Genomic DNA, 23,690 nt, shown 5'->3' on the forward strand with positions numbered 1-23,690 from the left:
GATCCCCAGCCACATCAACACCGGCTCATAGGAGCTTCACGGTGAAAGAGAGAGCTACGCCGCCGCATGTCGGCGAACCCTTCCGGCTGCCCGAATTCCAGCCGAAGCAAGTGCAACTGCCCGCGCCCCTCTCACGCGCGGCGCTGACCCCGAAAACGCGACGCCGCCTGTCTGTCGATCTGCAATGCCGCCAGCACTGGCAAACCTACCGCGCTGACTTTCGCTTCAATGCGCGGGCGATGCAGTTCGTCATGCAGACGGCCAGGCCGAAAATAGACACGGACGAAAAACCTACCGATCGCGGCCTCTACGTGCCGAACATGCTGCGGCTGTCTGACATCCGCTGCCCCGGTTGCGGCGCTTCAGTGCGAATTGCAGAGTGTCGCTTTGACCATGGATTGCAGTGCGCGAACTCGCGTCGCGACGTGGATTCCTGCCCCGGCTGGTGTGACCGGCTCGGGTTGCGGGGGCGCTCGTGAGCATCCTCGTGAAAGCCCTGCTGCGCATCGCAGACGCTACGCTGAGCGATACGCCGCGACTTCCGGCGCTCACAAAGACCACGACTAGCTCTGTGGCTCCTGCTTTGCCGGGGCCACGCGGTCGGATCGATCTCGCGATCATCTGCTCAATGACCGGCAAGCCCTTCGTGTTGCGGTACCGCCGTAATCGCTATTCCGGCCTCTGCACCTTTCACAGCACGATCATTCCGGCAGATGGCGACAGCAACAGACCGTCGAGCATCGAGACTTTCGATCTCGCGGATTTCGACTTCAGCGCGATCAACTGCCCGCATTGCGGCGCTGCCTTCCAAGGCAGTCCGATCAAGTGTGCGCGGGATCACTTCGCCTGCTGCGGCGGCATCAACGGCAATCACTTTCGCTGCGCCCCTCAATGCGGATGCGCCGGACCGCTGTCGGAAACCCTCACAACGATCGACGGCCACGCGAGCGACGCGCCCCGTGCGCGATTGCCGTCAAGCTCAACGCCTCTCCTCAACGCTCCCCGCCCGCGTCTCCTGAAAGGTCCTCAACGATGATCTATCTCGATGATCCGCGACACCCCGCCTATGCCTGGCACAAAGCCGCGAAGGTCTCGCCTTGCAAGCTGACCGGCGGCATCGGCTCAAACTGGCTTCAGGGTCCATGCACGGCGCGAAGCGATCACGGCCGCAGTGTTCAAACCGATCTCGGCGGCATCGATCAACCCGCCTTTTACAATCTGATCGATGTGCAATGCTGGCACCCGACGCCATATCCGCGCGGCGGCGGCCAGTGGCGCGACTGCAATACGCCGCGCCCGCAGAAGCCGAAAGCTGCCCCCAAAGCTGACGCTCTGCCGCCGCCACAGCCGCCCGCCGACGCACCGGCCACGTCCGCGCCTGAAAAACCCGCCAGTCCTGCTGTCCCCGCGCCGGTCCCTGCTCACCAGAATCGCGCGGACCTCAGCGCTGCGCCGCAGGAAACCACAGTCGGAATCGCTCAACTGAATGGCCTTTCCGGCGACCTGTTCAACGGACCATACGCAATCTATTCCGAAATCACCCTGGCGACCTTCGGCCTGGTCGTCTCTGTGCTCGCGCTCCGCCAGGCGGTCGTGATCCATGCCTATTGGGCGCACACCATCGAACAGCGAATGATCCTCGCAGCACAGCGCATGCGCGCGGCGATCGTCAAAACATATGCCGATATCGAAGCGGCGGACGCCGAACGCAAACGACAAGCCGAATGGAAGCGCTACGAACGCATGCGTCCCGCCAGGTTCGCGGCTGAGATACGGCGGCGACAAGATCGCATCACGCGGCTGCACGATTGGGCTGTCCGCATCGAGGACCAAGCGGAGCGGGTCGAGGCATCAGGCTACCGGATTCCGCTGTTCACGCGCTGGCGGATCGATCACCTCCGACAGGTCAGCGAAAAGTACGCCGCAACTGCCCTCGCCGAATTCGATGAGGTCGAACGCATCAGGAGCCTTTATGCCGACATCGAAGCTGCGCGCATCGTCAAGGGGCGGGATAAAGCCTGGGCAGACGTGCGCTGCATGCTCGGCCTCTTGTCATCAAAGTCCGATGCCGCCGCGCGCTCTGCGCTCAGAAAACTAAACCGGCACCGCGATTTTGAATGGCTCGCCGTGCTGCCGCACGATCTCACCGGCTCCGCCCGCGCGCAAGCCGTCAAGCTGCTCTCTCTGATCACTGGGACGGACAACATTAATGAGGCCCGCAACGCGCTCGCGCGGCTGCTCGGCCTGGTCGGTCCCCACTGGCTCACCTGATCGAGGACATCGCCGATGAATTTCCTGCGTGCCGTGTTCCGCATCTATGTGACGGTCAAGCGCATTTCGATCGCGCTCGCTCACATGCTTCTCGGCCTGACGATCTGCGGCGCGTCGCTGCTGCTCATCTACATCGGCCTATGGTTCGGCATGCTGCAATCCAGCGCCGCAACCCTCGTCGTCGTAATCCTTGCTCTCGTCGTTGCTGGGTTCGGCCTCTCGCGCATTTGCGAAGCGCTGCCCGGCATCATTCCCGCCCGCACTTCTGACGCGCCCGGACGATCACGCCTCGGGACCCGCGACGATCTCCGTCGCTCCGGCCTTATCTGAAGGGAGCGCCAACCATGCCTCGCGATGAAGCGCTCTTTCTCGGCCTCACGAACGACAAGCGCGCAACGCCCGTGCACTACATGGTGAACGGGCGCGCCGGGCAACTCAACTCGATCCTGTTCGGTCCGCCCGGCTCCGGCAAGGATACCGGGCTGATTGTTCCCAATATCGCGCATCTACGGCGCTCGGTCTTTGTCGTCGATGTCAAGGGCGAGACGGCCGCAACAACCTGGCGGCACCGCGCGCGGTTTTCCCGCTGCATCGCGATCAATCCCTATCGACTCCTCGCCGACACGCACCCGCATTTGCGCTCGCGCGGCCTCAATCCGCTCAAAAGCAAACGCTTCGATCCTGCATCTGATGATTTCAGCCGCATCGCGATGCGTTTCGGCGACGGGCTGGTAAAGCAGGACGGCAACGAGGCATTCTTCGCGGTAGGCGGCAAGGCGCTTACCGCCGGATTGACGATGTGGGCGCGGATCAAGCACGGCGACAACGCGAGCCTCACGCACGTTCGCCGCATGATGGCTGAGCCCTTCAGCATCGAGAATGGCGAGCCGGTCGGCCTCTACAAGACGCTCGTTGATATGAGCGCGCACGGCGATCGGCGCATCAGCGAGCACACCAATCGATTTCTCACGCTGAACAAGAGCGTAATCGATGTTATCAGCACCACCATCGGACAACAGTCGATCCTGAGCGATCCGGCGATCTCCGCCGATCTGGACGGACCCGGCTTCGACTTCACTGATCTGAAACGCGAGCTGGTGACTTGCTACATCATCCTGCCCGCGACCGAACTCTCGACCGCATCGCTGTGGCTGCGCCTGGTTGTCGGCTGCGCGCTGCATGACCTGATGAGCAGCGGCCCCGGCTCCGGCCCGCGCCCGCTGCTGATCCTCAATGAAGTGGGCCAACTCGGCTTTCTGGAACCGCTCGCAACGGCGCTCGGCATCAGCCGCGGTTACGGCTTCGACATCATGACCGTGTGGCAATCGCTGAGCCAGATACAGGCGATCTACGGCAAGGAATTCGAGAAATTCCTTGCCGCGCGGGGCGTCCTTTCCTCCTACGCGCCTCAGGATTGGGGGACCGCCGAATATCTCTCGAAGCTGATCGGCAAGCTGACGGCTCGCATGAACACCATCAACGCGAAGCCCGGCCAGGCGGAGACTGATCTCCACGACACGCAACAGGGTTACCCGGTCCTGCATCCCGAGGACCTCATGCGGTTGCCGCCACGCACTCTCATCAATTTCGTCGAGGGTGTCTCCTGGCCGTTCCTCACGCACGCGCCTGGCTACTGGCAATTGCCGTGGTGCGGCTCGCTCGACCCCAACCCCTACCACATCGAGCGCAAGCCTGCTGAGGACGGACAAGCCACGCGCGGACCCTCGTCAACCGGACCAACTCCGCCGCCGTCTTCACGCGCGGACCGCCGCCGCAATCTCGAAGAACTCACCCGCCGCCTCTCTCTCAAGGTGACGCCATGACCAAATCTCTGCATGTTGTGCAATCGACGCCGCTCTCGGAAAGCGAGGCTCTCAATCGCCTCGCCGCACTGACCGGCGAAGCGCTGAATGCAACGCATCTCGCGCATGAATGGAACTGGTCACGATCCAAAGTCCGCCGCTTCATCGCGCGTCACCAGGCTGGAAAATCGATCCCACCGGCGAGCTCCGCCGGCGATGCCGCCGGCGGACAGAAACGGAGAGCGCCGGCGCGAAAGCCTCCTACCGCAAGCTCGGCCGTCGAGCCGATGCAGCGCGTCCCGCTCACAGCATTTCTCGATCCGCAACCGGAGCCTTCAACGGCTTCGAGCAACGCGCCAGATCAGAAGCGCTCGACCGCACTGCCCGCATCGGTGCCGGATTTTCCAATCCGTGCGCTCGGCCTGGCGCTCGGCCTTGCCGCAATCACGCTCGGCGGCGTCGGCCTGATCGTCAATATCGTATTCGCTCAAAGCTGGGGCGCATCGAGCGCGATCACCGCCGATGTCATGTCGGTGCTGTTCGGATTGATCGATGTCTTCACGATTATCCTCCCGACCGTCGCGAGCCATCTCTGGACACAGCGCAAACGGTCGAGCGCCCTGCTCGCCTGGCCGATCTGGTTTGGGATGCTCACGATGACACTGATTGCCGCGAGTAGCTTCGCGGCAACCAATATCGGCGACAACATCGAGCAACGCGCCAAAGCGACGCAAGAAAGCGCCGCGCTGCGCGCTAAGCTCGAACAAATGCGCGCCGACCGCGCCCGCATCAGTGAGACCCGCTCACCTGATGCCATCGCTGCTGCCATACAGCAAGAGCAGCCGAAAGTCCCCGCCGCCAATTGGAAAGCATCGATCGGCTGTACCTCCGTCACCATCTCCGGCAAAGAATGCTCCGCAATCAATGCGCTGCGCCAAGCCAAGGCTGACGCGGATCGCCGCGACAAACTCGACGCGCAAATATCCGCCGCTGAAGATGCCTTCGCAAAGCTCCCCGCCTTCTCTGCGGCTGATCCCGGCGCGGACATGGCCGCGCGGCTGTTCACCCTCATGACGCTCGGCGCTCTCAACGTCGCGCCGAACGCTATCCAGCAAATCCGCATCTTCGGCCTGACGCTCGCGCCTGCCCTGAGCGGGATTCTGCTGATGTTCGCTGCCGCCACCTGGCGCACGCACCGGGACGAATTCCCGCCCCTTCTGTGAGGGCACGCCATGAACTCTGAGACCATCGCCGACATCATTAGTACGCTCAACTTCCCGAACGGCGATGCTGAGATTGGCTGCATCGTTCGCCAGCTACTGCGCGAGGCTCCTACCAACTTCCGCGGTCCGCTTGGTTCGATTGAGGAACAGCAACGCCAGATAGCTCACAGCCTGGCAGAAGCCATCATGTCGCGACTGCCTCTGTATGGAGACGGCTACTCGCTCCTGTACGAAACCACAATCATGCTCCGCAGTTTCGCCGACCCTGCGCAACTCGATCTGCCTCTCGATCCTCCCAATCCCGATGAAATTAACGACGACGACATTCCATTTTGAGAATACCGAACATGAGCAACGCCATCGAAGTCAAAGCCGATGCTGCGATAGATGCCGCGATGACCGCGGCGGCCTGTTCGCCCTCAATCAACGATCTCGCAGAACTCGCCTGGCTCGAAGTGCATCGCATCCTCGGCAGTCAGCGGGCGCGTCTGCTCGCGGGCCTGATCGATCAACCGGACACAAGCGAGATCACGCGCGCCGCCGGTCTCATGGCCGTGGTCCGCTTCCTCGAACTCTCAGCCGACGCTCGCGCTAAAAATGACGTTTGCTGGCTGCGCCAGCGCCGCCTTGCGGATCGTCCTTGCGGTCAGCGTCTCGCACCGTGACGAGCAACATTGTCTTTCTGTGGCTTCGCGACGCTCGGGATAAATCATCGCTGCGCGCCGAAGTCGCGCGCGTGGAAGGCTTCGAACTCGTCGCCTTTCATCAGCCTGCAACGGCACTCACTCCAGAGCGCTTCGGCTGGGAATTGTTCGGCGGACGGCGCTCAAATCTTCGTCTGGCCGCAGGATATGAAGCCACATTCTCGAAAGCGAAACGCGCGGCTGAAGCCGCCTATCATCAACACGCCGCCCCATAGCCGGACTCGCCGATCTGCGCTGGCCTACTTGATGCAGCCCTTTGTTCGATCCGCCGGAGGCGGGTCGATTGCGCCGCCAGGCGCAACACTCTGACGCCCTTCGTCCCGACGCTTTCCAGCGCATCACGGCGCGCAGGAGCGGTCAAGAGCGCCGCGGGCGGGACCGGAGCCACGCGCAGCGCTCTTGCGCGAGCATGGCGAGGACCCACCTCTTGACGGCTTCGAGCACCGTGATTGCCTCATAGCAAGGGAAAGGACCACGCTCAACGCGATCCTGAGCCCGGACCCTTGGAGGGTTTTTTCGATCTGCGGAACATGGACCGTCGATGCGCGGCCCGCGCCTCTCGGCACTTCTCACGCGCCTCCTCGCCGCTCAGCACTTTCCACCATTTCACTTCCCATGCGCGACGCGCCGCAAGCGATCGACACGCCTGCAATTCAAGGCGCATCGCATCAGGCCAGGCCGCGCGCTCAACATGCAACGGACCCGAACGCGTCGCACGACGACAAACGTCAGCAGCACAATCCCGGAATGCCGCCCGATCGCGCTGCGCCTGGCCGCGCGTTCGATGTCCGGCATTTGTCGAAAATTGTCGGCTTCTGATCCCAAGGAACCCGCGCCTTTCAGCGCGGGGCTTCGGCTCCCGGCCTGGCGCTGCCCCTGCGCCTGGCCGATTATCGCGAGCCGCTACCTCGGTCACGCGAGATGGTCCGGCCCTCATCGCCCTGCTCGCGCTCGGAATCGAGGAATTGCTCCATCCGTCGCGCGGCGTCTGCGTAGCGTTGCGCCTGCGGGTCCTGTGCGCGCTGCGTTTTCTGCTCTTGATCACGCGCCACGCTCTCCTTGTGCGCCGCCGCGCGCTCGGCCTCAGCGATCTCCCTGCGGCTCGGCGCAGCCTCGCGGATCATCTCCTCTTTCGCCCGGTTGAAAGCGCGGTGCTTTGGCGACAAACCGATGCTCTCGAAGGCGGAAGCCAGAAATTCCGGTCCGGCCGATGCCCACTTTGCGACGCCATCCAAAACGCGCGCCATTCCTGCCGCTGCCTGCTTGCCTGCGGCGGCCGCGCCTCGGAAAGCATGCCCGGCTTTACCAAGACGGCTGACGTCCATGGCCGCTGCGCGTTCCTCACGCGCGGCATCGCTCCGCAATGTCTGGCTAGGATCGATGAAGGGCTGATCATGCGTGAGCCGCGCTCGGGCCTCCGCCACTTCCCTACGCCACTCGACAACAGCCTGGTTCTGATTGACTGGCTTCGGCTGCGCGGCCTGACCGTGTTCCTTCTCAACTTGATCCATAAATCGGACAAAGGACCCAAGCTGCGGATCCCGGCGGAGCGCCGCTTCTGCGGCGCGCTCGGCAGCATCCGCGCGGGCGAGCGCATACGCATCTTTGACATTCGGCAAAGCGGCACGGTCCACATCGGCGAGCTTCGCCTCGATGTCAGCAATCTTCGCCCCGGTCATATAAGCATTGACCTGATAAATCGTGCCGTAGCGATTGATCGCGACGAGCCCACCCTCCTTCAACAGCGGTTGTACCCGCGCGCCTTTCACCTCTTTCGCATCCTCGCGGCGCTGCTCGCTCTCGCGCGCATCGAGCCCATCGACCCCGGCCAGGTAAAAGCCGCGCTCGCGCAAAGCTTCGACATAGGCTTTTCCGTTCTCGGCTTCCTTGAACACCTCACGCAACGCGGTCACGGTCTTACCCGCCTTCTTCTGCGCCGCTCCGAGATCGATCACATTGCCAAGCGACGGCTCACGCGCAAACTGCACCGGGTCCGGCAACGGGTCAGCGATCCTCGGGCGTTTCAGCTCCGGCTGATGTTGCTCCTCCACCTCCGGCGATGTCAGGCTGTAAATGCTGGCCGCATCCCGAAGCACCTCACGGATAAAACCGGGATACATCTTCACATCACGGAGCGGCGTCGAGGCTCCCGGCGGCATAGCGCTCGCGTCCTCCTCCGGCGGCCTCGTGACGTTCTCGGCCGCTTCGTCAAAACCGTGTCCCTGATAGCGATAACTCGTCGCCGCGATCTTGTCGCCGCCGCGCGAGGTCTGTCGCACAAGCTCATCAAAATCTTTGGTCTGATCCTGCGCCACGAACAGGTTATAGTCCTGGGCGTGGCGGGTCTTGGCGACATAATTCGAGTTCGCGCGACCTACCGGCGAATGCAGATCATAGACCTGATCCAGCGTGTCGCCCTGGCTCTTGTAAACCGTCGAAGCGTAACCGTGAGCGAAAGCGTTGAATTCGCCCGCCTCGCGATTATCCCCAACCACAAACCGGAAACGCGCCTTCTGCCCGTCCTTCGATCCGTCGAGCGTCAAGGTAATTTCGCGCTTACCCTCGGGCGTCAAGGTGATCTCGTCGAGACGACCAAACGCGCCATTGACCAAACCTGCATCAGTCGCAGCGCGGCTCGGCGCGCGGCCCGTTACCACGATGCGGTCACCGCTCGCAAACAACCCCTCGCCCTTAGCGGTCAATAATGCATGATCCTCGCCAAGTTCGCCGCGCTCCCTATGCAGATTTCGAGCGAACAGGTTGAGGGCCTGAACCTCCTCATTCGTCATCGCCAACATCAACCGCCGCTTGTCAGGCGCAGCCTCAATATCGGCGATGTATTTCGCGCCAAGCTTGCGGACCGCATCGCCACGGTTAGCGCCCCAATGGATCGCGCCCTTCTCCTCGAAGATTTTCAGGGCCGATTCAAAGTCACGTTCACCCTTGCCGCCATGCATTAGGCCGAAAGCCCGCTTCTGGTCCGCATCGCTGACGCGGCGGACCTCAGTGATCTCGGCAGCGCCGAACTCCTCGCGCAACACCGTGAACATGCCACCGCGGTCAATGCTCCCGAGCTGACGATCATCACCCACATTGATAATCTTCACATCGTGATCGCGGGCATCGCGCAAGAGCTGCTCAAGGTTCTTGTGCGACAGCATCGCCATTTCATCGACCATGAGAACAGTACCCGCCCGCCAGGTCTGCGGATCGGCGGCAACAATCTTGCTCTCACGGCTGAGGGTCTGCGCCGTAAACCCGTCACGCCGCAGATTGGCGACGACCTTGTTTGTGAAGGCCAGGCCGCGCACCTGGTTGCCCTGCAACTCCCAGCCTTCGCGCGCCGCCTGCAGGACCCGGCTCTTGCCGGTGCCCGCCTGTCCCGCAATGATCGCAAAGCCCTCATCACCGCCGATGTGAGCGAGCGCCCTCCGCTGCTCGTCGGACAGCGTGTATTTCTTCGCCATCGCCTCGATCGTCTCCGGCTTCAAGGCGAAGCCGCTGCGATCGCGCAACGCGCGAGCATGCTCCATGATGCCCCGTTCCTCGGCGAGCACCTCGCGCGTCGTATACGCCTTGACCGGCCCTTCAGCCTCCTCGCGAAGCGCCACCACCTCGCGCTCGCCAAGGAAACTGCTTCGCAACGCATTGCGCTCCTCGCCGTGATAATCAGCCCATGCAAGATAACGCTCAACGTCGCGCCGCTCGAAGGTCGCTTCCTTCTCCGTCAACAGCGCACGCGCCGCCTCGAAATCCTTCGCGCGAAACGCATCGACCATGCGATGTGTCTCCTCGCGCTCGGCCGTGATCTGGTTCCGCTCCCGCTCCCACTTCAAAGACCAGGCAATCGCCTTGTGTCGATCCTCGAAAGCCGAATAGGTCTTGCCAGTCTCAGGATCGATCCGGCTCGCGATGATGTGGACGTGCACATGATCGGTGTCGTGATGAGCAAAATACAGCGCCCGCGCGTTCGCCATGCCGAGCGCGTCAAGAATCCCCTCGCACGCCTCGATCTTCTCGGCGCGGTCCGGCGTCTGGCCCTTCGCCCATGACAGGATGATATGCTCGGCGTCCTTGACGCACGGCTTAGTCCGGCTGGCCTGGTTCTCGGGCAATGCCGCCCATTCCATGATGCAACGCGCGAGCTCGACATCCTTCTCGTCTTTGACCTCGAAGCCAAAGCCGCGCATGTTGCCGCCCAAGAGCTCCGAGCGATTGCTCGTCGCTGTCAACTTGCCGGTGTTGCGGTCGCGGCCCGCCCCGTACCAGACAAGCCCGCTCAACCCCTGGCCTTTCAGAATCTTCGGGATCACGGGGAAACCTCCCCAGCCGTCAACAGTCTCGCGATCTCCGCCTCGACGCGGCGGCAATAATCCCAGTCGCGCTGTCCCTTCAACGGCACCACGCGAAGATGGCAACCCGCCCAAAGCCCGCCGCGCGCCTTCCAGTCCGTCGCATCCAGGTCCGTGGAATCCTCGAACTCAAAATAGGCCGCGCAGCCGCTCCACGGCTTGACGCCAGCCACGTACAGGCGTTTCGCCTGGCGGCGCGTCGGAATGTGCCGCTCGCGCAAGAACGCCTCAACGGCCTCCCTATGCGATCTCGGGGCCATCCGCGCGCCCCTCAGTACTCGCGATCCGGCAAATGAAGATCGTTATACCAGCGATATTTCCAGCCCTCTTCGCGATTGGTCGGGAAGGTCTTGTTTTTGTACTCCTCCGCCCGCTTCTGAAGCTTCTCGATCGCGATGTATTGGCCGCCATCGAAATGCGTGTAGAGCGCAAAAAAGTCGGTCGCCGCACGCAAGATTTCCTCGCGCCCATAGTCGTCCGTTTCGAGATCGATGATCGTCTCAAAAAACGCATCGATGATGCTGTGATACCGGACCCGCTCCATGGTCATTTTCGATACATCGTTCACCGCCTTCCCTCCTATTGTCGTCTCCTCCGTCAAAGGGCGATTGCCCTCGCCAGCGCGACTTTGACATCGCCCAAGCATTCCTCAATCTGGCCATGCGACGGCAACGGCTTTCCGGCGAGCCGGGCCTCGTTGGCGTGCGCCGCGAGCTGGTTAAGATTGGTCCCGATGCGCTGAAGCTGCACGACCAACGCGCGCACCTCTTTGCGATCGAATGCCGCCGCTTCCGTCTGCGACTCGAGCTCGGCAGCGCTCTCGCGGGATAGCAGCCGCCGCCGGACATACTCCGACAGGCCGCCACGTTTGCCCGCGCGCTCGGTGACGCGGGCGCGCTCCTGAGGCGTCAACTGCACCGTGATGCTCGCGGTGCGTCGCTCGCCCTGATGATCCTTCCTGAGCCTCGCCATCGGCGTCTGCGCTCCCGGGTTTCTCTCGCTCGCCACCCTTTCAGGGTAGCGCAAGATAGACCTTATTCCAAGGGAATAAACTATCTTGCTTATTTTCTAAAACTTGACTGAAGAACTGGTTAAGAAGGCTTGGTCAGATGGTCCTGCAGGGAAGCTGGTGACAGAAAAAAGCTATGAAAAAATAGGGTCGGCTAGCCGATTGCTGATCGATGTTTCACGGCCTGGAATGTTTCACGGATAGGTGTGGGTCACTGATCCACATTCTCGCTATCCCATTGATCTGCATGCGTGATCGGCTCGTCTGCGCTCGGAGACAGACATTCGGCTGTAGAGCGCGCGTGGCAAAAAGCCTTGCAGATCAATGCGTCACGCCGTGAAACCTTGTGCCTTCCGTAACAAGCATGATATTTCAATGATTTATGAAAGACCTGACGCGGCCTTGTCGGCGCTGTGGTCGCCGCAACTGGATGAAGCCGAGCACCCGCTTTGACCGGGAAACCTGCTCGGACCGCTGCCGCATGGCCGTGAGCCGGGGCGCTGACCTCGACTACCTCAAAACCCTGCCGCCAGAGCAGGCCCAAAGCCGCCGCTTCCTGCATGAGGCCATCCGCGACCAAATCGCCGTCGAGCGCCTGGTGCGCGCCCAGCGCCGCGACTACCGCGCCCCGGCCCGCCGCAAGCGCCAGGATGCGGCCACAGCCGCCCAGCGGCCACCGGCCGCCCTCGGCGCGTCTGACCGGCCACCTGAGCCCCTCTTCGTGAAGCGGCCATAGCCCCGGCCACTCGCCAGGCCGCGACCACCCCCCGGAACACCCGAGAAATCCTCGCCAGCCGCTTCCATGGCCACCAAAACGGCCGCGCGGCCATCGGCCAGCCCTGCCCGGCCAGCAAGCGGCCACCAGCCGCCCTCGGCCATGAAACCGGCCGCGAGCCCGACCCCGCCCGGCAGTCCCGTTCCCCATGCGGCCTCCATCCCTTTGCCGCCAGCCAATCACGGTGCTCGAACCCGTCAAAAGGTGGGTCCTCGCCATGCTCGCTGCGCTGCGCGTGGCTCCGGTCCCGCCTGCGGCGCTTTTGACCGCTTCTGCGCGCCGTGACGTTCGGAAGGCGTCGGGACGGAAGGGCGTCTCCGCAGAATCTTCGCCTTGGCCTGCGGCCTGCGTCGAACAAAAGGGCTGAAAAAACAAGTAAGGGATAGCCGATAGAAATATCGCTTAGCAAAAATTTGTGAAAAATCAGCAACTTAATGGAATTCCGCTCGAGAGGCTAGAAGAGCAGCGGATGCGGCGGGGCCTCGTCTCGATCCGGCGGCATCAAGTCCACCCGATAGACCGCCCGCGCGCTGCGAAAATGCGCCTTGCTCGTTGCCGCCGCGTCGCTGTCGGCGCGCGGATCGGCGAGGAACTCGAACGGCAAGACCATATCCGCCGACCACAATTCCGCGGCAAGGATCGCCCGCACCGCTGCCCGGAAACTCTCGTGCTGCGAACTCGACAGGACCCTGTCACCCGCCTCGTCCACCACCTCCAGCAGCCAGCGACCCACACCCGTCTCCCGGAAAAGCTGGCTCACTTCTTCTCGCGCGGCTCGCGGATCGTGATGCGTCCTTCGACCGGGAAAGCTTCAAGCACAACATCAAAACCCTTGCCGTCCTTGTGCTCGAACGCCACGCCGACCTTTGTCCAAGACGCCTGATCCTTCTCTTCCTTGCCTTGATAATTTCGAACATTGTACGCGAAGTATTTTGGCTTGCTCATGATCTTAAAACCTCAAAAAGTTGCAGGTATTATTACACTACCAACTCAGTATTTAAGTTTCGCTAACAAAATCCTAGACTTGTGATTGAGCCGATTCGTTTATGCGCTCCGAAACGACAATCGTAAAGCTACAGCGCTATAGCGTTGTAGCACTTTAGTGTCATAGCGTTACGACATCACAACGCTGTAGCTTTACAATGCTATGGTGTTGCAGCGCTATGGTGTGGTAGCATTATAGTGCTACTGATTCTTTCGGAGACCTCCCGATGCTTTCCATCGCGTTCGTCACGCAAAAGGGCGGGGCGGGTAAAACCACCATCGCGGCATGCACGGCCGTCGCAGCGGCGGCGGCTGGCGAGAAGGTGATCGCCTTCGATCTCGACCCTCAAGGCTCACTCGGTTCCTGGGGCGAGCGGCGCTCCGGCACCGGCCCAAGCTTCGACAATCTGACAGTCGAGCGGTTCCCAGAAAACCGGCTGAAGGAACTCCCGGCCATCATCGAGGCGCTCGGCCGCAAGGGTTTCACCGTGGCAATCCTCGACACGGCGGGCGTCGATAACGCCACGGCTCGCATCGCCATGCAGTGCGCCGACATGTGCCTCATGCCCGCCCGCCCGTCGCGGCTCGACATCGAGGCGACCGGCGCAACCTTCCGCGCCGTCATGCGGATGGGTAAGAAGGTCTCTTTCGTCCTCAACCAATGCCCGCCGACACCCAAGAGCACGCGCGCGCTCGAAGCCGCACAGGGCCTCAAAATGCTCGGCGTCCTGGCGGACCCGATGATGACAACGCGGGCCGATTTTCAGGACGCGATTGCAGCGGGCCTGGGCGTCACGGAATATGCGCCCGAAGGGAAGGCGGCATCAGAAACCGTCGCCCTTTGGACCTGGATCGAAAAACAACTGAGAGGAATGCATGTCACGCAAGCGGCCGTCGGTTATTGATACCCTGTTTCTCGACGATGCGGCTGCGCCTGCGAACGACGCGGCGACCTCGAACGTCGTTCCCCTCAACGAACCCGCCGCCCACACTCCTCCGGCGGCTCCGCCCTCGATCCCCGCGCAACCGGCCCCGGCCGTCGTCCACGCACCGGCTGCACCGCCACGCAGCTCCAGCCGCGCCAAAAAGCGCTCCGACGTCCAGCACACGAGCATTTACATCCCGAAAGTCGCCTACCGGAAAATCCGCGAGATCGCCAACACCGAGGACCGTAAGCCGCACGACGTGATCATGCAGGGCGTCGATATGGTCCTGAAAAAATACGGCTTTCCAAGCCTAGCCGAGTACAAGAAAGCCAAATCGTAGCACTATAGCGCTATAGCACTACCGCTCCGACTGACCCGTCCCCCGGTTAAGGGGGAAAAGTCGGCTGGGCGAGCCGTGTCCCCTTTACAACCGATCAAGGTTGCCCCTTTGTTCTCGCACCGGACATCGAGCCGATTCGAGCGCAACACCTGATTTAGTATAAGTGGCCGCGACATACCCAAAATGTTGAGAGGGACAGAGCACATCAGCCGCAAGATGGTGCAGAACATCATGCGCGCCTTCGACTACGCCCGCGCACGCGGGATTCCGTTCAACGTCTATGCAGTCATCAACCTCATCGAGACGGACGCCCACGCTGCCGCGACTATCTTCGAGGCAATCCGCCACAAATACCGCGATTGGCTGAACTACAGGGCGCGCAAGCTCGGCGTGAAGCTGCCGCCAATGTACGCCTTCACCTTCGAGGCTCCCGGCAACCCGCACGTCAATTGGGTCCTGCGGGTGCCGCCGTCACTACGCGCCGAGTTCCTGCAAAAGCTGCCCAAGTGGATCGGCAAGACGCAGCAGTCACGGCCGCATGATCTCAACGTGCAGCTGATCGAGCCAGGCGGACCCTACAAGTCGCTCGCAAACTACATCTGCAAAGGCTGTGATCCGGCTTTCATCGAGCATTTCCACCTGACAGCGCTGCACGACCAGCACGGCGACCAAGGTGAATTTTGGGGCAAGCGGGCAGGGGTCAGCCCCTCGCTCAACCGATCCGCTCGCGACGCCGCCGGATATGACGCGAAACGTCGCCGCTTTGCTGGCTCCACACCGGCGCGATCAGCCTCAGCCGCGTAAAGTCCGGCCCGGCCTCCGGCTCGCAGGTACGATTTTGCTTGCAATCCCCTCTTAAAAACTATAGTTTATATGCAGGGGGAAACGTGAAAATCTACAAGCTCGAAAAGGTCGCGCAATTCACAAAGAGTGAGCGCATCAGCGACGAAACGCTCGTCAAAGCTATCGACCAAGCGCAACGCGGCCTTGTCGATGCCGAGCTCGGCTCCGGCCTCATCAAGCTCCGGGTAGCCCGACCCGGCGAAGGTAAGAGTGGCGGCTATCGGATGCTGATCGCTTTTCGATCGGGCGATCGATCGGTTTTCCTGTTTGGATTTGCAAAGAACGAGCGCGACAACATTGACTCGAAGCAACTGAAGACCCTGCGGGAAGCCTCGGTCATGTGGCTACAGGCAACCCCGCAGCAGATCGCGGCGGCAATCAGAAACGGACTTTTAATCGAGGTGCGAAATGGCAAGGACAACTAAGGGGAATGAGCGGCTAACGGCTGAATTGCTCGAAATGGCAAAGGGGATGCATGACAGCGGCATCATGCCCAAAGCCGACTATGACAAAATCACCAAGCGGCATCTCGGCGACACGGCCCGCGAGATCGCAAAGCCGCTGACCGGGAAACAAATCCGCGCCATTCGCGAAAAGGCAAAGCTCAGTCAGGCGGTCTTTGCCGATTATCTGCACCTGACAGTCGGGCATGTCTCGAAGCTCGAAACAGGCGCGGTCCCTCCGAAAGGTCCGACGCTGGTGCTGCTCAACGTCATTCAGCGCAAGGGTATCGAGGCCATCCTCTGACTCGCTGATCTGCCTAGTCTGCTTCGTACAGCCCTTTGTTCGACCCGCCGGAGGCGGGGCGATTGCGCCGCCAAGGCGCAACACTCTGACGCCCTTCGTCCCGACGCTTTCCGGTTATCACGGCGCACAGAAGCGGTCACGAGCGACGCACCGCGGCGGGACCGGAGCCACGCGCAGCGCAGCGAGCATGGCGAGGACCCACCTCTTGACGGCTTCGAGCACCGTGATTGTCTCGAAGCAAGGGAAAGGCCCCCGCAACGATCCCCCCGGGAAGCCCGTACAGCGGCCTAGATTGTGGATGACCGACGATCGCAGCCGGTCCCGAATAACGCGCCCAGCGCCACCATATCCAAGCCCACAGGCGTCTAAGATCACGGGCAGACTTCGCCCCGGTCTCTTTCATCGCTAAGCCTGCCGGTCTTTCCGCGCATGACCATGTATCGGGCCGGAATCCGGCGCCGCCGCATCGTCAAAAAAATAGAGTGCGCGCTTTAGCGCGCTCCGCTTTCTCTCACTGCCTTGCCAAGTTTTCCGAGCGCGATGAGGAAATCGGGGTCTAAACTGCTCACATCCACCATGCGCGGCTTAGAAATAGAATCTTGAATCGAGGTTCCTAACGGAATTTCGGACTTAGAAGATTTCCCAATATCGGGGCGGCAAACAGCAACTCCGGGATCACGGAAAAAGTAGCTGTTGCTCGTGCGGATGACGCGCAATCGGTTCATAGCCCGGCCAAACAGGTCAGGACCCCAATCCCGAACGCGCACCACGCGATGAACCCAAGACACCAGCCCGGCGTCCTCAAGCATCCTGATCGCCTCGGCGACGGTCGAGCGAGCGCACCCCGCGCGCTCGGCAATGGTCTCATAAGAGGGGATACAGACCCCGCTGCGGGCGTTGTGGAAACCCCACACCAAAACCTCGAGAACGGCGAACGCCTTCGCAGTGATCGCCCCATAGTGCTTGCCGGTCTCGGCACGGCGCATCAGCGCGCGCGCGCGGGTCATGACGCGCACCTTGCCGTTGCGATCGAGCGGCTGCGGTCGGCCATCACCGAAACACTTTTCGCGGCGCGGCCGTGTCTGATTCGCCCGATTAGAGGCGGGAACTGTCAATGAGAGCATGGGTCTTCCTTGGTCGAGGGTTCGACCCGCCGCAGGAAAGGCCCATGAAATCGGCACAAACGCCTCCATCAGCAGAAACGGTCAGTTTCCACTTGACGGATGCCAGCGATTTGGGGGAAATTCAGTGCTGCCAGGCTACTAAATTTTCCGCGTGATCTCCCAAATCGCGGCCGATTTTAAAGACCCGCCCTCTGTGGCGGGTTTTTCATTTTCGCGCTTCGATCTCCGAAGGTTGAAACACGCTCGTCACCATGACGCGCGTTAACTTTGAATCCTGCCAGACTTGGCCCTGATTCGTGAAGCGAATTACCGTTCCGCGGACAGAACAAGCACAACCCCTTGAGCCGACTCCGCAAATCGGATCAACATCCGCGCATGTCCTACAAGGTCCGACACGGAAAGCTCGTCAGAGAAAGCAAGCCGAAATCGGCGACCTACACGCAAGCTATGCGCGTCATGCTGAAGTGTGAGCAACTGTTCGGACCGCCCGCCGACGAGCTCGAAGGCTACACCGTGGAGCAACTCGACGAAGCCGAGACGCTCCTACGATGGGAAGATGCCTTCAACGGACGATCGAATTCCGTACACGCCTAACCGGGCGTGCGGCTCTACTACCACCAGCCGAGCGCCCGGCCTGCGAGCGCGGCGCTCACCAAGACCCCAAACAACTCGATCAGCACTTTGACGGCACTCAAAACGCGGTCGTACAGATCAGATCGATTGGACACGTCGATTCTCCGTTCGCATTCGGCGTCAGCCGGGATCGTCCCGGCCTCTGGTTGCGAAATGTCTCCACATGAGAGCGCGCCGCAACGCACCGCCGATCAAGCTGCGCCTGCTCGTCTTGATCGATAGAAAACCGGAGTTCTGAGCAACGCACTCGATCACGACAGGGGCCGAAATCGCGGCGAACTAAATGCAAGGGCAGCTTGCCCGTAGCATCGTATTGAGCAAGATTGAGCCTCCGAGCGCCTACGGAAATTTTAGGCCTGTCAGATTTGACAGGGGGGTCCGGTGCCAGAATTGGCATGGGGAGGGTGTCAGAACCTTCGCACGAAGAAATACATTGTCCCATAGTACCCATCGTATCGTGCATTACGCAGCATACGCAGGGGTCGGTGCCAGATTTGACAGGGGGTTTATGGCCCCCAACCCTTGTTGGAGAACCGGCGCAGCGCCATAGTTGTGCGCATGACGGACACCAGCAAAACCACAGGCGAGGTTGTCGCCCTTCCGCTTCCTTCGCTCTCTGCGAAAGACAAGCGGCGCGCCGAGGCCAAGTACGGCAAAGCCGTCATGGCGCACGGATACACACTTGTGCCCAACCTGATGCTGCAAGGTCAGGCGCACCTTAAGATCAGCCCGACTGCGTTTAACGTGCTTATGCAGCTGCTGTTGCATTGGTGGGATGCGAACGAGCCTCCGCACCCCTCCATCAAGCGTATCGCGCAGCGGATGAATAAAAGCCCTCGCTCCTTGTTCCGCTACTTCGATGAGTTGGAGGAGGCGGGTCTCGTTGAGAGGGAGGCTCGATATCGAGGAAAGAAGGCGCAGACGACTAGCGCTTATAAGCTGAACGGTCTGACGGCGAAGCTCAAGGAGATCGAGCCCGCCATGACGGCTGCCAAGAAATTCAAGGATAAGCGGGTGGAGAAGGCCGAAGCCGCCTCCACCGCCGCCTAGCAGCTTCGCGGCGTAGCTCAACTGGAGAGAGCGCCCGCCTTTCTACTATCCCCCTGTAGAGTAAGCACTCGGGAGGATAGGGGCGGGGAGATGCAGGTTCAAGTCCTGCCGCCGTGCCTAATAATCCATTTGTGGCGAGTCCTCTATTCATCCCGGGCGCGGCGCTTGAAAGGTAAGCCCCGCCTGAGCGGCCTCGGGATCAGCCTCCTCAGCGACGGATTACCCCCGGAGAAGACCTCCTCCGGGGGTGATTCCGTTGTTCCAGTCGAACTCTTATCGATGATTTTCGTCCGTAACCTGCGGAGTGGTGCCATCCAGGCCGCCAGAAGGCTTCGGCCCCACGCGAACGCTAATGCCACCGCCATCAAGGCTCGGGGTGCCGTTCGGCAGCGGCGGCGTGCCCGTCACCGAAGGGCTGATCGTCACCTTGTCGCTCGCGCGGATATCCGCCCCCACGGTGACCTGGCTGGGCGGCGCCAGCTGCACAGTGGGCTCCACTCGCGCCGGCGCGGGCGGCGGCGGCGGGGGCGGCAGCGGACGAGCGTAAGCTGGCGGCGGCGGAGGGGGCGGCAGCGGACGAAGATCGACATGCGGAGCGGGCGGCGGGGAAGCGGGCCGCGGCGGGGGGGTATAAACCGGCGGCGGCGGCAATGAGTGACCGAGCCTCGAGGAATCGATCAACGTACCAGCCGGTGCCCTGTAATCGGCAAAAGCGGGACCGCTCAGCGAGGCGATCAGGGCAACACTGACAAGGAAGGTCTTGTGCATCAGCTTACTCCTATATTCCCATCTGTTTAAGGCATAGTTTTTATTCCGGGAATACACATAGGTGCAGACACCTACCGTGTCAACCAAAATTTCGCTGTGAATAGTTTTTATTCCTGGCATACTAAGGTCTGCCAATCAAATATAGGATTCTATGGCGCAAATAGCGCAGCGAAATATCTCGTATTCCCAGCATCAGAAAGGAATAAGCATGTCACAGGCTGTAAAACCGCCACCTCTTCAAAGGAAAAGGATGGACCTAGACGCACCAGAGACCCTGTACAGCCCGCGGATAATAAAACTCGTCAAACTAGAGATGAGCCGCATTTGGGAGAGAGTAAAAGCGACTAAGGGCCTTACTCAAGCGCAGCTAGCCGCCGCCCTCTCTACGAGTCAAAGCGCTGTCAGCAAGCTCCTGAAGACAGACGACACACACCCGTGGACGGCCAACTACATCCTAATCTTCTGCGAGTTTTGTAACGTCAACTTAGAAGAAGAAATTCTGAAGCAACTCCCAAAACAAATTGCTCACTCTTTCGCTAACTTGGACGAAGGCATCGCCGAAACTGACGATCGCTTCCACGAAGAATGTACCGAAGCGGTGGCGCGCTACTTCCGAGATAAAGGTATTAAGCCCAAGCCAGACCAACTCTCTAAGCTTGCCGCCCGACTTGTCTCACGAGTGAAAAGAAATGCCTCAGCAGATGACATTCAAAAAGGCCTCGAGAACGTCATCCTAGAAGCTGCACTTTCATCGTAGTCGTCATGATCAGAAGGATCATCCGCAAATGTCCGACAATTCCAGAAAGGGAAGTTCTGACACGCCGGAAGCTGAAAATCCCGAGAGGCTGGCTACGGATGAAGCTTCTGTCGGGAATCACAACGTCGTTGAACCGGAAGCTTTCTCGAAGGTGAGGGACGCCATCCGGTTGGACCAGGCGATCCGCGACGCAAAGGTCTTCCAGCAAGCGGAGCGAGAAATCGCTGGCTTCTACGAAACCATGCTGGAGGAAAACTCCGAGCTTGAGGAGGAGAATCAGCGCCTTCAGAAGAAGTTGACGGAAATAGAAAGTGATCTGAATAAGAAATTGATGAAGGCCGAAACCGATCTGAGCTCGACGAGGGCAGGCTACCGACTGAAAAACCGCCGCGTCCTCAGGTTCAGCCGCACCTTAAACTATATCCTAGCCGCGATTACAGTGGGGCTGCTGGCAGATCGCATTGCTTTGAACTTCGGAACCAGAATATGGGACCTCGCTATCCGGCTTTTGCAAGGATAGGAGAGTGCTATGAGCCGTTGATCCTCTAGGGTCAACGGCGGCTGGACCACCACCACAGTCGCTTAGTGACGGCCAAGGCGAGAAGCGTCAGGACGCCAATCGCCAAAGGACCGTCGGCCGCCCCCCGTAGAATCCCCAGAACCTCAATTGACAAGTGACCCGTCATAGGACCTCCACTGTGCGAAGCCGCCTAATGTGATCACATTAGGACTGACCTCAACGCACCTCATGTGGAGAGGATAGTAGTGGGAGCACTCCGCGTCGGCCGAGAACAGACGGAAAAGGGCGAAAAGCTATTTTTCGCCCGGCTTGATTGCATGCCACAGCTTGCGGGCGCGCTCGCGAATGGTGCTCGTCGAGGGGTTTTCACCGCGGGTCGCGAGCCAACTCAGCATCGCTTTCTCGATGTCGCCCTGCCTGTCGGGAATCAAATGACCGCCGTAGAGCTGACGGCACATTTCAATCCATAAATCGTCCCACCAATCGGCCGGGGGCCGCCCTCCTTTAGGAAGTGACGCGCCGACCTCATCGGCGATCGGAACGCTATTGGGAATCCAGGGCTCGAAATCTTCCCAAGCGAATGAAACGCCGAAGGCCTGCAGGCGCACAAAGCCTTGTTTTATGTAGGTCTCAAAATCGCCAGTCGCCCAGTCCTGCGTCAAAGCGGCCTCACCTTCGGCCCACCAGAACTCCTTGGGAATTTCCTCATCTCGCGACTCTTTCTTTTCGTCCACCAAAAAGCACTCGGCTCGCGCACGAAGCAAGCCAGCATACGCGCGTTTGCAAATGAACCGTTGCGTGAGATAGTCGCTGTTATGGATAGGCTTTAAAAAGCGCAGCGTTTCGCGCGTCGATATCCATACTGGTTTGTCTTTTGTCATCGCCTAAACAATCTTAGCCGCAAGCTGCTGCGCGTCGAGTTGCTCGCGCCGGACCTCTTGAGCAAGGCGCATGATCGTCCAACGGCTCACGTTGTAGGACCGCGCGATGTCTTGATCACTTTCCTCGCCCGCTCTGACGCGCGCCAGAATTTCGCGGCGCTGATGGTGGGTGAGCTTCGGTTTCCGACCGAGCTGGACACCGGCTTCCTTCGCGCGCCTGGTGCCCTCCCGCGTGCGCTCTAGGATCAACTCGCGCTCAAACTCGGCGATACCGGCCAACAGCGTGACCATGAGACGGCCGTGCGGCGTAGTGGTGTCGGCCCAAGTCTCCGCAAGTGATCGAAAGGCGGCATTCCGGCTGCTGATGGTGGCAAGGGTGTTGAGAAGGTCCCGGGTCGATCGCGCCAGGCGATCGAGCCTGGTGACGATAAGCACGTCTCCGGCGTCGAGCTTGGCAATCACCCGCCGCAACTGGTCGCGCGAGCCAATGGCTCCGCTCGCCGTCTCGCTGAAAATCCGTTCCGCCCCGGCCGCCTTCAACTGCTCGACTTGCGCATCGAGGCTCTGGCCGGTCGTCGATACCCGTGCATAGCCAAAAATCATGCTTTATTTTGCACGTAGGATTCTGCACTTTCAAGCGCAAACGTATTCAAGTACTTACTGAATAGTGCAAAAAGATCAAATTTTGCACCATCTTGCTGCACCTTGACCCGATCGGCATCGAGCGGAATCTCAGACCATAATCCCAATCAGACAGGCGACGGTGTGACTGGTCCTCGACGAATAGACGACAACAAAGAGCCGGAACCGCCGATCCGCCGCACTCGTTCCACTGAGCGCGCTCCACGCGTCAGTCAATTAACTAAGCGCTTTCAGAGTGAGAAGGCCGAGCGCAACAAGACCGCTCGCGATGCCGCCGTATATCTCTTGAGGAGATGTTTCGAGGAGAGACTCACCGACGCCGACGCCGCCTCGACCCTAGACGACATCCAACTCAAATACCGCGATTGGAACCCGACTGACTCAAGAAACGTACTGTCCAACCTCAGTTGGGGGATAATAACAAACGAAAGTGGTCAGTTTGAAATCGTCGCTGACATAGGATCGTCAAGAACCCGTCTCGTCAGTTACCGAATAAGCCTTCAACCCAACAACCACGACCATCGCGACCTATATTTCCGGGCCCGAGCGGCTGGCCTACTAGCGATAGACCTTCTCAACAACTGGATATTGCAACCACAGACGGCGGTCACCAGCGACGAAAAGGACGACGGATATACGCCGACACCCGACTTTGAGGAAAGTATTGTCGAGCTGCATGTCCTTCGATATTATGGTTTTCCGAACTATGAGGACGCCCCTAGCGACGATTACGACGTGCCAGAGACCGCCATAACAGAAAACGAATTTCGCGAGCTAGCCCGCGAGACCGCTCAGCTCACGAGCGCGCGCCTGATCGACGAAAAGCCCTTCACTCTCCTGTCTCCCGATGAGATCAAGGAAGTGATCGCGCACGGCAAAAAGAATCCGTGGAGCAAGCGCCACAAGCGAGGTTGGCCGTACCACACCAACGCTTTCAAGTTTCTGCACATCACCTATCGGAGATGGGTGAACCGAGGTCTATCGCGCGATGTAATCGCGAAGGCTGATCCCGGTCTCTATTCCGCTCTTAACGTCAAAATCAGCAAGACGCCTGAGGGACTGCCTCAATGGCTCGACGTGCCAACCGGCGCAGAGGCTCGCATGCGGGCCATCAAAGACCCGAGCGACCGGGAGAAGCTGAAAATCACGCGATCTGTAATGCGTGATCTCAAGCGAAAATACGGGCCGTCGCAGGTTTGATATTTTCCAAGAACATTTGACTTTATTTTCTGAGAACTATTGACATTGCTTCGCATGTCCCTGACAGTGCGAGAACGCCGCCTCATATTTTGACGCGGCTGCCGCGCATTTCTGCGCTTTCGTCCGCGCGGCCCTGCTC

31 protein-coding genes and 1 tRNA gene are annotated in these 23,690 nt (G+C 60.4%); 22 read left to right on the forward strand and 10 right to left on the reverse strand.

The genetic code is table 11. The features are described from left to right. The 10 genes from BRAS3809_RS35605 to BRAS3809_RS01045 all read left to right on the forward strand — a co-directional run. Positions 1-479 (forward strand): hypothetical protein (locus BRAS3809_RS35605; protein WP_210161089.1); only part of this gene is annotated, 479 nt, incomplete at its 5' end. Further along, positions 476-1,036 carry a hypothetical protein gene (locus BRAS3809_RS35610; protein ID WP_008960240.1) on the forward strand — a complete coding sequence of 187 codons (561 nt, stop codon included), beginning with the start codon at positions 476-478 and terminating at the stop codon, positions 1,034-1,036. The genes BRAS3809_RS35605 and BRAS3809_RS35610, both read left to right, overlap by 4 nt. Then, positions 1,033-2,271 carry a hypothetical protein gene (locus tag BRAS3809_RS01015; RefSeq protein ID WP_008960241.1) on the forward strand — a complete coding sequence of 413 codons (1,239 nt, stop codon included), beginning with the start codon at positions 1,033-1,035 and terminating at the stop codon, positions 2,269-2,271. The genes BRAS3809_RS35610 and BRAS3809_RS01015 overlap by 4 nt, the downstream gene beginning before the upstream one ends. Positions 2,272-2,286: 15 nt before the next feature. After that, entirely contained in the window at positions 2,287-2,601 is a 315-nt protein-coding gene (locus BRAS3809_RS01020; RefSeq protein ID WP_008960242.1) for a hypothetical protein, read from the forward strand. 14 nt (positions 2,602-2,615) lie between these two features. Then, complete coding sequence (locus BRAS3809_RS01025; RefSeq protein WP_008960243.1) at positions 2,616-4,094, forward strand: type IV secretory system conjugative DNA transfer family protein; 1,479 nt, start codon at positions 2,616-2,618, stop codon at positions 4,092-4,094. Then, positions 4,091-5,296, forward strand: a complete 1,206-nt coding sequence (locus BRAS3809_RS01030) for a hypothetical protein (protein ID WP_008960244.1) — start codon at positions 4,091-4,093, stop codon at positions 5,294-5,296. The genes BRAS3809_RS01025 and BRAS3809_RS01030 overlap by 4 nt, the downstream gene beginning before the upstream one ends. 9 nt (positions 5,297-5,305) lie before the next feature. Next, positions 5,306-5,632: a hypothetical protein gene (locus BRAS3809_RS01035; protein ID WP_008960245.1), complete on the forward strand. Its 327-nt coding sequence runs from the start codon at positions 5,306-5,308 to the stop codon at positions 5,630-5,632. A gap of 11 nt (positions 5,633-5,643) precedes the next feature. Further along, the gene (locus BRAS3809_RS01040; protein WP_008960246.1) at positions 5,644-5,961 is read left to right on the forward strand and encodes a hypothetical protein; all 318 of its coding nucleotides are present in this window, start codon (positions 5,644-5,646) and stop codon (positions 5,959-5,961) included. Continuing rightward, complete coding sequence (locus BRAS3809_RS35615; protein WP_139017283.1) at positions 5,958-6,215, forward strand: hypothetical protein; 258 nt, start codon at positions 5,958-5,960, stop codon at positions 6,213-6,215. Before BRAS3809_RS01040 ends, BRAS3809_RS35615 begins: the two co-directional genes overlap by 4 nt. A gap of 400 nt (positions 6,216-6,615) precedes the next feature. Next, a complete protein-coding gene (locus tag BRAS3809_RS01045) occupies positions 6,616-6,819 on the forward strand; it encodes a hypothetical protein (protein ID WP_035654831.1) in 204 nt (67 codons plus the stop codon). A 71-nt stretch (positions 6,820-6,890) separates the two neighbouring features. On the opposite strand, the gene BRAS3809_RS01050 is transcribed toward BRAS3809_RS01045, so the two are convergent. Genes BRAS3809_RS01050 through BRAS3809_RS01065 form a run of 4 tightly spaced genes read right to left on the reverse strand, consistent with a single transcriptional unit; the run spans position 6,891 to position 11,324 of the window. Beyond that, positions 6,891-10,313 carry an AAA family ATPase gene (locus BRAS3809_RS01050; RefSeq protein ID WP_008960248.1) on the reverse strand — a complete coding sequence of 1,141 codons (3,423 nt, stop codon included), beginning with the start codon at positions 10,311-10,313 and terminating at the stop codon, positions 6,891-6,893. After that, entirely contained in the window at positions 10,310-10,573 is a 264-nt protein-coding gene (locus tag BRAS3809_RS01055) for a hypothetical protein (protein WP_139017284.1), read from the reverse strand. Before BRAS3809_RS01055 ends, BRAS3809_RS01050 begins: the two co-directional genes overlap by 4 nt. A gap of 50 nt (positions 10,574-10,623) precedes the next feature. Beyond that, entirely contained in the window at positions 10,624-10,920 is a 297-nt protein-coding gene (locus BRAS3809_RS01060; protein ID WP_139017285.1) for a hypothetical protein, read from the reverse strand. 29 nt (positions 10,921-10,949) lie between these two features. Continuing rightward, the gene (locus BRAS3809_RS01065; protein WP_008960251.1) at positions 10,950-11,324 is read right to left on the reverse strand and encodes a plasmid mobilization protein; all 375 of its coding nucleotides are present in this window, start codon (positions 11,322-11,324) and stop codon (positions 10,950-10,952) included. Positions 11,325-11,791: 467 nt separating this feature from the next. Here BRAS3809_RS01065 and BRAS3809_RS01070 point away from each other — a divergent pair, with 467 nt between their 5' ends. Then, complete coding sequence (locus BRAS3809_RS01070; RefSeq protein ID WP_035654836.1) at positions 11,792-12,097, forward strand: hypothetical protein; 306 nt, start codon at positions 11,792-11,794, stop codon at positions 12,095-12,097. Between the two features lie 493 nt (positions 12,098-12,590). Here the strand turns inward: BRAS3809_RS01070 and BRAS3809_RS01075 are convergent, their stop codons facing one another. Both BRAS3809_RS01075 and BRAS3809_RS01080 read right to left on the reverse strand, forming a co-directional pair. Continuing rightward, positions 12,591-12,896: a hypothetical protein gene (locus BRAS3809_RS01075; RefSeq protein ID WP_035654838.1), complete on the reverse strand. Its 306-nt coding sequence runs from the start codon at positions 12,894-12,896 to the stop codon at positions 12,591-12,593. Continuing rightward, positions 12,893-13,081, reverse strand: coding sequence for a hypothetical protein (locus BRAS3809_RS01080; protein WP_008960255.1), 189 nt, complete (start codon positions 13,079-13,081; stop codon positions 12,893-12,895). Before BRAS3809_RS01080 ends, BRAS3809_RS01075 begins: the two co-directional genes overlap by 4 nt. A 266-nt stretch (positions 13,082-13,347) precedes the next feature. Here BRAS3809_RS01080 and BRAS3809_RS01085 point away from each other — a divergent pair, with 266 nt between their 5' ends. The 5 genes from BRAS3809_RS01085 (at position 13,348) to BRAS3809_RS01105 (ending at position 15,976) form a co-directional block, all read left to right on the forward strand. Next, complete coding sequence (locus BRAS3809_RS01085; RefSeq protein ID WP_008960256.1) at positions 13,348-14,025, forward strand: nucleotide-binding protein; 678 nt, start codon at positions 13,348-13,350, stop codon at positions 14,023-14,025. Next, complete coding sequence (locus BRAS3809_RS01090; protein WP_008960257.1) at positions 13,997-14,386, forward strand: hypothetical protein; 390 nt, start codon at positions 13,997-13,999, stop codon at positions 14,384-14,386. The genes BRAS3809_RS01085 and BRAS3809_RS01090 overlap by 29 nt, the downstream gene beginning before the upstream one ends. A gap of 216 nt (positions 14,387-14,602) precedes the next feature. After that, a complete protein-coding gene (locus tag BRAS3809_RS01095) occupies positions 14,603-15,190 on the forward strand; it encodes a hypothetical protein (RefSeq protein ID WP_240535573.1) in 588 nt (195 codons plus the stop codon). 83 nt (positions 15,191-15,273) lie between these two features. Continuing rightward, the gene (locus tag BRAS3809_RS01100) at positions 15,274-15,654 is read left to right on the forward strand and encodes a type II toxin-antitoxin system RelE/ParE family toxin (RefSeq protein WP_008960259.1); all 381 of its coding nucleotides are present in this window, start codon (positions 15,274-15,276) and stop codon (positions 15,652-15,654) included. Continuing rightward, positions 15,638-15,976: a helix-turn-helix domain-containing protein gene (locus BRAS3809_RS01105; protein ID WP_035654840.1), complete on the forward strand. Its 339-nt coding sequence runs from the start codon at positions 15,638-15,640 to the stop codon at positions 15,974-15,976. Before BRAS3809_RS01100 ends, BRAS3809_RS01105 begins: the two co-directional genes overlap by 17 nt. Positions 15,977-16,467: 491 nt before the next feature. Here the strand turns inward: BRAS3809_RS01105 and BRAS3809_RS01110 are convergent, their stop codons facing one another. Next, entirely contained in the window at positions 16,468-17,100 is a 633-nt protein-coding gene (locus tag BRAS3809_RS01110; RefSeq protein ID WP_170323236.1) for a helix-turn-helix domain-containing protein, read from the reverse strand. Positions 17,101-17,475: 375 nt separating this feature from the next. On the opposite strand from BRAS3809_RS01110, the gene BRAS3809_RS01115 reads away from it, so the two are divergent. The 3 genes from BRAS3809_RS01115 to BRAS3809_RS36415 all read left to right on the forward strand — a co-directional run bounded on the left by BRAS3809_RS01115 (position 17,476) and on the right by BRAS3809_RS36415 (position 18,900). After that, on the forward strand, positions 17,476-17,694 hold the full coding sequence (locus tag BRAS3809_RS01115; RefSeq protein ID WP_008960262.1) for a hypothetical protein: 219 nt from the start codon (positions 17,476-17,478) through the stop codon (positions 17,692-17,694). A gap of 597 nt (positions 17,695-18,291) precedes the next feature. Next, the gene (locus tag BRAS3809_RS01120; protein ID WP_008960264.1) at positions 18,292-18,783 is read left to right on the forward strand and encodes a helix-turn-helix domain-containing protein; all 492 of its coding nucleotides are present in this window, start codon (positions 18,292-18,294) and stop codon (positions 18,781-18,783) included. A gap of 6 nt (positions 18,784-18,789) precedes the next feature. Continuing rightward, positions 18,790-18,900: transfer RNA gene (locus BRAS3809_RS36415), tRNA-OTHER, on the forward strand. A gap of 156 nt (positions 18,901-19,056) precedes the next feature. Here the strand turns inward: BRAS3809_RS36415 and BRAS3809_RS35620 are convergent. After that, positions 19,057-19,551, reverse strand: a complete 495-nt coding sequence (locus tag BRAS3809_RS35620; RefSeq protein WP_008960265.1) for a hypothetical protein — start codon at positions 19,549-19,551, stop codon at positions 19,057-19,059. A gap of 208 nt (positions 19,552-19,759) precedes the next feature. Here BRAS3809_RS35620 and BRAS3809_RS01125 point away from each other — a divergent pair, with 208 nt between their 5' ends. Together BRAS3809_RS01125 and BRAS3809_RS01130 are read left to right on the forward strand one after the other, a co-directional pair. Then, positions 19,760-20,308, forward strand: coding sequence for a helix-turn-helix domain-containing protein (locus BRAS3809_RS01125; RefSeq protein WP_139017287.1), 549 nt, complete (start codon positions 19,760-19,762; stop codon positions 20,306-20,308). Between the two features lie 28 nt (positions 20,309-20,336). Then, complete coding sequence (locus BRAS3809_RS01130; RefSeq protein WP_008960267.1) at positions 20,337-20,828, forward strand: hypothetical protein; 492 nt, start codon at positions 20,337-20,339, stop codon at positions 20,826-20,828. 293 nt (positions 20,829-21,121) lie between these two features. Here BRAS3809_RS01130 and BRAS3809_RS01135 read toward each other — a convergent pair whose 3' ends face one another. Then, on the reverse strand, positions 21,122-21,709 hold the full coding sequence (locus tag BRAS3809_RS01135) for a hypothetical protein (protein WP_008960268.1): 588 nt from the start codon (positions 21,707-21,709) through the stop codon (positions 21,122-21,124). 3 nt (positions 21,710-21,712) lie between these two features. Further along, positions 21,713-22,312, reverse strand: coding sequence for a recombinase family protein (locus BRAS3809_RS01140; RefSeq protein ID WP_008960269.1), 600 nt, complete (start codon positions 22,310-22,312; stop codon positions 21,713-21,715). Between the two features lie 162 nt (positions 22,313-22,474). Here BRAS3809_RS01140 and BRAS3809_RS01145 point away from each other — a divergent pair, with 162 nt between their 5' ends. Then, entirely contained in the window at positions 22,475-23,551 is a 1,077-nt protein-coding gene (locus BRAS3809_RS01145; protein WP_139017288.1) for a hypothetical protein, read from the forward strand. Positions 23,552-23,690 lie beyond the last annotated feature (139 nt).

It is taken from the genome of Bradyrhizobium sp. STM 3809 (assembly GCF_000239795.1).
Lineage (GTDB): Bacteria > Pseudomonadota > Alphaproteobacteria > Rhizobiales > Xanthobacteraceae > Bradyrhizobium.